This window comes from Roseomonas sp. TAS13 (genome assembly GCF_001950415.1).
Taxonomy (GTDB): domain Bacteria; phylum Pseudomonadota; class Alphaproteobacteria; order Acetobacterales; family Acetobacteraceae; genus Roseomonas; species Roseomonas mucosa.
In genome coordinates, this window is sequence record NZ_BDLP01000221.1 from 1 (window position 1) to 7,532 (window position 7,532).

At 70.3% G+C, this 7,532-nt stretch carries 8 protein-coding genes; 6 read left to right on the forward strand and 2 right to left on the reverse strand.

Features of this window, described 5'->3' with window-relative positions; translation table 11 throughout:
• On the reverse strand, positions 1 to 588 hold a 588-nt coding region (locus ROTAS13_RS26405; RefSeq protein ID WP_171979113.1), incomplete at its 3' end, for a chorismate mutase.
• Positions 589 to 1,166: 578 nt separating this feature from the next.
• On the reverse strand, positions 1,167 to 2,081 hold the full coding sequence (locus tag ROTAS13_RS15980) for an AEC family transporter (RefSeq protein ID WP_075822822.1): 915 nt from the start codon (positions 2,079 to 2,081) through the stop codon (positions 1,167 to 1,169).
• 207 nt (positions 2,082 to 2,288) lie between these two features.
• Between ROTAS13_RS15980 and ROTAS13_RS15985 the strand changes: the two genes are divergently transcribed.
• The 6 genes from ROTAS13_RS15985 to ROTAS13_RS16010 all read left to right on the forward strand — a co-directional run.
• Positions 2,289 to 3,389, forward strand: coding sequence for a TRAP transporter substrate-binding protein (locus ROTAS13_RS15985; RefSeq protein WP_019461708.1), 1,101 nt, complete (start codon positions 2,289 to 2,291; stop codon positions 3,387 to 3,389).
• 128 nt (positions 3,390 to 3,517) lie between these two features.
• Entirely contained in the window at positions 3,518 to 3,928 is a 411-nt protein-coding gene (locus tag ROTAS13_RS15990; protein ID WP_075822823.1) for a DUF2501 domain-containing protein, read from the forward strand.
• A gap of 321 nt (positions 3,929 to 4,249) precedes the next feature.
• Positions 4,250 to 4,999, forward strand: coding sequence for an SH3 domain-containing protein (locus ROTAS13_RS15995; RefSeq protein WP_075822824.1), 750 nt, complete (start codon positions 4,250 to 4,252; stop codon positions 4,997 to 4,999).
• Between the two features lie 494 nt (positions 5,000 to 5,493).
• On the forward strand, positions 5,494 to 5,940 hold the full coding sequence (gene aroQ, locus ROTAS13_RS16000; RefSeq protein WP_026033298.1) for a type II 3-dehydroquinate dehydratase: 447 nt from the start codon (positions 5,494 to 5,496) through the stop codon (positions 5,938 to 5,940).
• Positions 5,937 to 6,803 carry a shikimate dehydrogenase gene (locus ROTAS13_RS16005; protein WP_075822825.1) on the forward strand — a complete coding sequence of 289 codons (867 nt, stop codon included), beginning with the start codon at positions 5,937 to 5,939 and terminating at the stop codon, positions 6,801 to 6,803. The genes aroQ and ROTAS13_RS16005 overlap by 4 nt, the downstream gene beginning before the upstream one ends.
• 179 nt (positions 6,804 to 6,982) lie before the next feature.
• Positions 6,983 to 7,532, forward strand: a 550-nt coding sequence (locus ROTAS13_RS16010; RefSeq protein WP_139323390.1) for an alpha/beta fold hydrolase, incomplete at its 3' end; no start/stop codon positions are given.

Sequence of the window (7,532 nt, forward strand, 5' to 3'; positions counted from 1 at the left end):
AGGCGGCCGCTGCCCCGCGGCGGCGAGGAAGGGCAGCGCGGCCACCACGTGCAGGCGCGGCGCCTCCAGCCGCAGCCACCAGGCGGCCTCGGCCAAGTCGCCGTCATCGGGCATCGGCAGGATGGCGAGGTTCGCTTCCCCGGCGGACAGCGCGGCGAGCACCCGGCCCACCGTCGCGTGCAGGCGCAGCGTGCTGCCCTCGCCGTAATGGGCGCGGGCCAGGGAGGAGAGCGGGGATTCACCCGGATTCCCGCGCTGTGGCTGCAGCACCGCGAGGGAGAGCGGCCCCTGCTGCAACAGCGAGGCCGCGATGATCTCCCGCCAGACCTGGACCATCGTGCCGGCCGGAAGGGGGGGATGATGGCGGGCCAGCAGGCGGCGAAGGATTCCCGCCTCGCGCCCCGGGCGATAGGGGAAGCTGTCGTTCTTCACCCGGCTGGCGGCCATGCGGGCGGAAAGCGCCGCCCGGCGCATCAGCAGGTCGTGCACCGCGTCGTCGATCGAATCGATCTCGGCACGCAGCGAGGCCAGGTCGGGCAATGACAGGTCGGGCGACGGCAGGTCGGTCATGATATCCGGCGAACCCATAATGCCCTCCTTGCCCCGCGCCAAGGCGAAGGGAAAGACCAGGCCAGACCGGATTCGCGCCGGCCCGGCGGATTCGCAGGGCTGCCTCCCGCAGGACGGGACGGAGCATATCACGCTGGCGCCAACACAGGGGAAGCCGCGTTCCCCACCAGAAGGGGATGGATGGCCGCCCCTTCCCGTTGCCGCCTCCGCGGGATCGCCTTGCGCCCGGCGTTGCGCCGTCCCGGGTGAAAGGTGCTGCCTTTCCCCCGGACCCCCTATCCGCCAGGACGCTGCGCACCCTGGACCCGATTCGTTGGTCCTCGCTGCCGCCGGATCGCGCCGGAGAGCCTGGCTCTCCGGCGGACTGCCGGTGCCCCATCAGCGCGGTTACGGTGTCTTTCTTCCTTTTGGGAGTCCCGCCTTTCCACCTGCTCCCGGAGATCAACGGCAACCTGACGGCAACCACGAGCGCCAGTTCATGTCCGGGGGCCGGCTTCGGTCCCCGGCGGAGAGGGGGTCCGGCGGGAGAGGCGGCGCCTCTCCCCCGGCAGGTCACCACAAAGCCAAATGGCCGGGAAAAGCAGCCCCTCGAAGGGTCAGGGCAGCAGCAGCCAGGCCCAGAAGGGCAGGCTCAGCACCGCCAGGATATGCTGCCCGGTGGTCATGGCGGCGATGAGCGGGGCATCGCCGCCCATGGCGCGCGCCATGACATAGCCTGTCGTGGCGGTCGGCATCGCCATGAACAGCACGGCGACCGAGGCGGCCAGGGCGTCGAGGCCGAAGAGCCGCGCCAGCGCCAGGGTGAGGAGCGGCATCAGCAGCAGCTTCTGCGCCGCCACCAGGTTCTGCAGCAGCGGCCGGTCCCGCAGCGCCCCCGGGGTCAGCGCCGCCCCCACGGCGAGCAGGCCCAGCGCCACCGAGGCACCGCCCAGCGCGCGCAGCAGCGGCCCCAGCCCCGGCGGCAGGCCGCCGAGGGCGGACAGGGCGAAGCCCAGCAGGCAGGCCAGGATCAGCGGGTTGAGCGCCACCTGCCGCAGCACGGAGGCCGGGCGCGGCCAGCCGCGCTCGCCGCCCATGGCGAAGGCGATGGTCAGGATGAACTGCACGCAGGGCACGATCAGCCCGGTCGTCACCCCACCCAGCGCCACGCCGGGCGCCCCCAGGACACCGCCAGTGACGGCGAAGGCGACGAGGTTGTTGAAGCGTATCCCTCCCTGCAGCACCGAGGTCGCGCTGGCATGGCCCTGCCGCATCAGCCGGGCCAGCAGCAGCGCCACGGCGGTGCCGAGCAGAAGCGCCAACCAGATGCTGGCCGCCATGCCGCCGAATGGCAGGCTGCGCAGGTCCACCGCGGAGATCGAGGACACCAGCAGCGCGGGCATCAGCACGTAGAAGACCAGCCGCTCGATGCCTGCCCAGACCGCGCCATCGCGCAGCATGCGCCGCTTCAGCAGCATGCCGAGTGCGATCAGCCCGAAAGCGGGCACGAAGGCGTCGAACCACATGGTCATGGCCGGACGGGGCCGTGGGGAGGAGGTAGGGCTGCATCGATTCGCGTCATCGCCGGCAGGCTATGGCATATCGGTGGAGGGGGCAGGGGGCCCAGGGCCTTGGCAGGGGCAGGCCTTGCGGGTGCCCGCCCACCCCTTCACCCACCCCTGGCGCTTCCGCCCGATCTCTGCTGCTCTTGCGGCAAGAACCGGTTTCGGGAGGAATCCATGCAACGCCGCGCCCTGCTGACCGCCGCCATGGCGGCCGCGCCCGCCCTGCCCGCCGCCGCCCAGGCCCCCGCCGGCGGCACGGAGGCGATGCCGGAGATCCGCTGGCGCCTGACCAGTTCCTTCCCGCGCTCCACCGACATCCTCTACGGCACCGCCGAGAAGATGACGAAGCGCGTGGCGCAGCTCACCGACAACAGGTTCCAGATCCGCCTCTTCGCGGCGGGCGAGATCGTGGGTGGGCTGCAGGCGCTGGATGCCGTGCAGAACAACACGGTCGAGGCCTGCCACACCGCCACCTACTACTACACCGGCAAGGACCCCTCCTTCGCCTTCTTCACCGTCGTCCCGTTCGGCATGAACGACCGGCAGCAGACGAGCTGGTACCAGCAGGGCGGAGGCCAGGCGCTGATGGAGGAGCTGCTGAAGGACTACAACGCGGTGCCCTTCATGATGGGCAACACAGGCGCGCAGATGGGCGGCTGGTTCCGCAAGGAGATCAAGAGCCTCGACGACGTGAAGGGGCTGAAGTTCCGCATCGCCGGGCTGGCGGGCGACATGTTCGCCAGGATGGGCGCCGTGCCGACGCAGCTCGCCGCCAGCGACATCTACCCGGCGCTGGAACGCGGCACGATCGATGCGGTGGAATTCGTCGGCCCGCATGACGACGAGAAGCTCGGCTTCGCGCGGGTCGCGCCCTACTACTACTATCCCGGCTTCTTCGAGCCCTGCGCGCAGACGCATCTGCTGGTCAACCAGCGCGCCCTGGCCACGCTGCCGCCGCATTACCGCGCGGCGCTGGAAACCGCCTGTGCCGAGGCGAACACCGACATGCTTTCACGCTACGACCAGAGCAACCCGGAGGCGCTGCGGCGGCTGGTGGGCGCGGGCACGCAGCTCCGCCCCTGGCCGCGCGACGTCATGACCGCAGCCTGGAAGGCGGCGAACGAACTCTATGACGAGATCGGCAACCGCAACGAGCGCTTCAAGCGGATCTGGGAAAGCTACCGCAAGTATCGCGACGAGGAGTTCCTCTGGTTCCGCGTCGCGGAATACAGCTACGCCAATTTCGCCTTCACCGCAGCGCAGACGGTGAAATAGCCGTGCCGGGCGAGGCCGCCCGCGCCTCCCCCTTTCCGGCCGCGCACGAAATCCTGTGGCCGGCCCGGGGTTGCGCCGGGGGGCGGCCTGTGCTCCGTCACCGCCTCCCGGAAGGTAAGGAGACGCCGATGCGACATCTCGTGACAGGCCTCGCCGTCATGGCCCTGCTGGCCGCCGCGCCCGCCGTCACCCCCGCGCGGGCGCAGCTGATGGACACGCTGAAGAACGCCGCCGGCAACAGCCTCGGCAGCATCGCGGTGCCGTCCCCGGCCGCCGCCAGCAGCAGCAACATCGCGGGGCTCATGCAATACTGCGTGCGGCAGCGCCTGACCGGCGGGGCGGAGGCGGCCTCGGTGAAGGACCAGCTCCTGGGCAAGCTCGGCGGAACCGCCAAGCAGAGCGGCAACCCGGGCTTCGTCGAAGGCTCCAAGGGTGTGCTGGACGCGCAGGGCAAGAGCTTCGACCTCGCCAGCCTGAAGAGCGAACTCGGCCAGAAGCTCTGCGATCAGGTGCTGCAGCGCGCCAAGGCCCTGCTCTGAGGCCACCCGCCGCGCGGCCTCCTCGGCACGGCCGGCAGGAGCGCCCAGCGGGAGCGTGGAGCCTGAAGGGAGCCTGAAGGCCGCCCCGCCGGAACGCTCCCGGCCGCGCCAGGCTTTCCGGGTCCCTGCAGCATGGGGAAAACGAGGCGGGGATCGCGTCGCGCCTGTGAAATTCTCCCGGACCCTCCAAACATTGTTGCGGCGAAGGCGTTCTTCCCCCGGTGGCCGGACTGCCGGGCGTGGTGCCGCCGTTCCGGCCTGGCTGCCTTTCTGCCGTGCCATGTGCCGGAGGCCTGCGACGAGACAGGAGGACAGGGTGCCATGAAAGCCGCCATCGGGTCGGGAGTCCTCCGCGCCTGCACCGGCCTTGCCCTGCTGGCCGCGTTGACTGCCTGCAATGAGAAGGACGCCAAGGGTAGCGGCGAGCCCGACCGTCTGGCGCAGGCCCAAGTGGTGACGGAGGCCGCCTTGCGCGCCGGGCTTGCCTCCTATGGCCAGCCGCAACTCCGTGCGGTGCAGAGTTATGTCCAGGCGATGCCGAACACGGTGGCAGTCTGCGGCCAAGTCAATGCGAAGGGAGCGAGCGGGGCCTTCGTGCCTTTCGTGGCAGTGTTGACCTATTCCGATGGCGCGGATCCAGTGCTGGAGCAGCATGTCGCCCTGTCGGATGTCGAGGCGACGCGGGTCTATGTCGAGACCGTCTCCCGCTGCCGGGAGGAAGGCGGACCGAAGCCGACCCTGCGGCAGGCCGCTCCGCCACTCCTGCCGCCGATCCCGGCCAACCTGCCGCAGGTGACGGCCACGGCGATGATGCCGAAGGGAACGGGCAGGGACCAGGCGCAACAGGCAGGACCGGCGGCTTCCGCGGCACAGGATGCCTCCGGCACGCTTTCGATGCGTCAGCCGGGCAATCTCCGCACGCATCCGAATGGCGGCGGGCAGGTGCTGCGGGTGGTGCCGGCCGGGACCAGCCTGACGATCTTCGGCACCGCCCCGGGGGGCTGGTACCAGGTCGGGGATGCCAGCCCCGAGGGCTGGGTCCATGGCAGCCTCGTCACGCTGCGGCGTTAGAGCGAGTCTCCGGAGCCACCATCCGGGAGCGTGCGTCCGCAAACCCCTGAAGCCCCGATGCGTCGATGCCCCCTCGTGTTCGCGGCCATCCGGCGGGTGGCCTGACTCGCGGCCATGAGCAGCCGTTCGGCCCCTGGCGAACTGCCTGCCGTGCCAGTTGCGCCGGAGGCCGAGGCTCAGCCTGCGCTGAGTGGTTCCCCCGGTAGCCGCCCTGCCGCTCCCCTGCCGCCCCTTTCCTGCGCACCCTGCCGGGTGACGTAGTGCTGCCCCCACCGGTCCGGGCGGATCGCAACGGCGCTGGCCGGACACAGACGCATATCGCCCCTCCCATCGTCGCGGGGCGCGCGTGAGCGTAAGAAGACATCTAAATGAGAGCATTCCCCGTTGACTTGGATTAACCGGTTAGTCCACATCCAGCGCCGTCCCAGGCCGGACTGCCGGACCGGAATGCCGATCGGCCATGGGTCCCGAGATCCGATAGGGAGGGTGCCCCGGTGACACGTTTGGTCTATGTCCTGAACGGACCCAACCTGAACCTGCTGGGCAAGCGGCAGCCGCAGATCTACGGCCATGAGACCCTGGCCGATGTGGAGCGAGACTGCCGCGGGGCGGCTGCGGAACTGGGGCTGGAGATCCGTTTCCACCAGAGCAACCGCGAATACGAGATCATCGACTGGATCCATGAGGCGCGGGAGGTGGCAGCAGGCATCGTCATCAACCCCGCCGCCTTCACCCATACCTCGGTGGCCATCCTCGATGCGTTGAAGACCTTCGAGGGGCCGATCATCGAGGTGCACATCTCCAACGTGCATCAGCGCGAGAGCTTCCGGCACCATTCCTATGTGACGCTGGCAGCCAGCGGCGTGATCGCGGGCTTCGGCACCCAGGGCTACACGCTGGCGCTGCAACGCGTCGCCCGCCTGATCGGGGAGGCGAAGTGACGCCGCGCCAGACGGTCCTTTGCGGGCTCATCGGCCACGGCATCCAGGCCTCCCTGACCCCGGCGATGCATGAGCGGGAGGGTGACGAGCAGGGCCTGCGCTCCCAGTACAAGCTGATCGACCTGCAAGTTCTCGGCCTGGGCGTGGAGGCACTGCCGGAGCTGTTGCAGGCGGCCGGGCGCATGGGCTTCACCGGGCTCAACATCACCTATCCCTGCAAGCAGGCGGTGATCCCGCTGTTGGACGAGCTGTCCCCCGACGCGGCTGCGCTGGGCGCGGTGAACACCGTGCTGCTGCGCGACGGCCGGCGGATCGGCCACAACACCGACTGGTCCGGCTATGCCGAGGCCTTTCGCCGCAACATGGACGGCGTGGCGCTGGACCGGGTGGTGCAGCTCGGCGCGGGCGGCGCCGGGGTGGCGGTGGCGCATGCGCTGCTGACCATGGGCGTCGGACAACTGACGATCCAGGACATGGACCCCGCCCGGGCCCAGGCGCTCGCCGCCTCGCTGTCGGAGCGTTTCGGTGCGGGCCGGGCGGTGGCCTGCGCCGACCTGCCGGCGGCCATGGCGGCGGCCAACGGGCTGGTCCACTGCACGCCCACAGGCATGGCCGCGCATCCCGGCCTGCCGCTGCCGGCGGAACTGCTGCGGCCGGCGCTCTGGGTTTCCGAGATCGTCTATTTCCCGCTGGAAACGGAACTGCTGCGCACCGCCCGCGCGCTCGGCTGTCGGACGCTGAGCGGCGGCGGCATGGCGGTCTTTCAGGCGGTGCAGGCCTTCCGCCTCTTCACCTGGCGCGAACCCGACCCCGAGCGGATGCTGCGGCACTTCGCGGAAATGGTGGGCGGCAGGACGGGCTGACCCGCCAGGACCTCCGGCGCCGGGGAGGGCAGGGGCGTCCGTTTCCGGAAAATCTTTCCGGAAACGGGACTTGCGGAGCCGGCGCGAAAGGGCGAAGCCGTGACCGGGCGGCTTTGTCCCAGTCAAGGTTCCAGCCAGGGACCCAAACGGGCCCCGGCCAGGTTTTCGGGAGGCTCACGATGTTTCTCCGTCTGGATGGCACCACCTTTCAGGCGCAGGTCTCCGGCCCCGCCAATGGCGAGGTCCTGTTCCTGCTCCACTCGCTGGGCACGAATGCCGGGATCTGGGAGGAGCCGGCCCAGGCCTTCTCGAACCGCTACCGCGTCATCCGCCCGGACCTGCGCGGCCATGGAATGAGCGGCGTCACCCCCGGCCCCTACAGCATCGAGGGCATGGCCCGCGACATGCTGGGCCTGCTGGATCTGATGGGGGTGGAGAGCGCGCATGTCGCCGGCATCTCCATCGGCGGTATGATCGCCCAGTCGCTCGCCGCCCAGGCGCCGGGCCGGGTGCGCAGCCTGACGCTGGTGGACACGGCGCTGGCCATCCCCCCTGCCCAGGGCTGGATCGACCGCGCCGCCACGGTGCGGGCGGAGGGCATGGAGCCGCTGGTGGAAACGCTGGTGGCGCGCTGGGTGACGCCGGCCTCACTGGGCGAGCCGCGCACCGACGCGCTGCGCGCCATGCTGCGCCGGACCGATCCGGACTGTCTCTTGATCACATCTACGC

What these genes read in the sequence shown, in the direction of transcription:
- ROTAS13_RS15995 (WP_075822824.1), top strand. Translation starts at nt 4,250, where the DNA reads ATGAAAGCCGCCATCGGGTCGGGAGTCCTCCGCGCCTGCACCGGCCTT.
- ROTAS13_RS15980 (WP_075822822.1), bottom strand. Translation starts at nt 2,081, where the DNA reads ATGACCATGTGGTTCGACGCCTTCGTGCCCGCTTTCGGGCTGATCGCA.
- ROTAS13_RS15990 (WP_075822823.1), top strand. Translation starts at nt 3,518, where the DNA reads ATGCGACATCTCGTGACAGGCCTCGCCGTCATGGCCCTGCTGGCCGCC.
- ROTAS13_RS15985 (WP_019461708.1), top strand. Translation starts at nt 2,289, where the DNA reads ATGCAACGCCGCGCCCTGCTGACCGCCGCCATGGCGGCCGCGCCCGCC.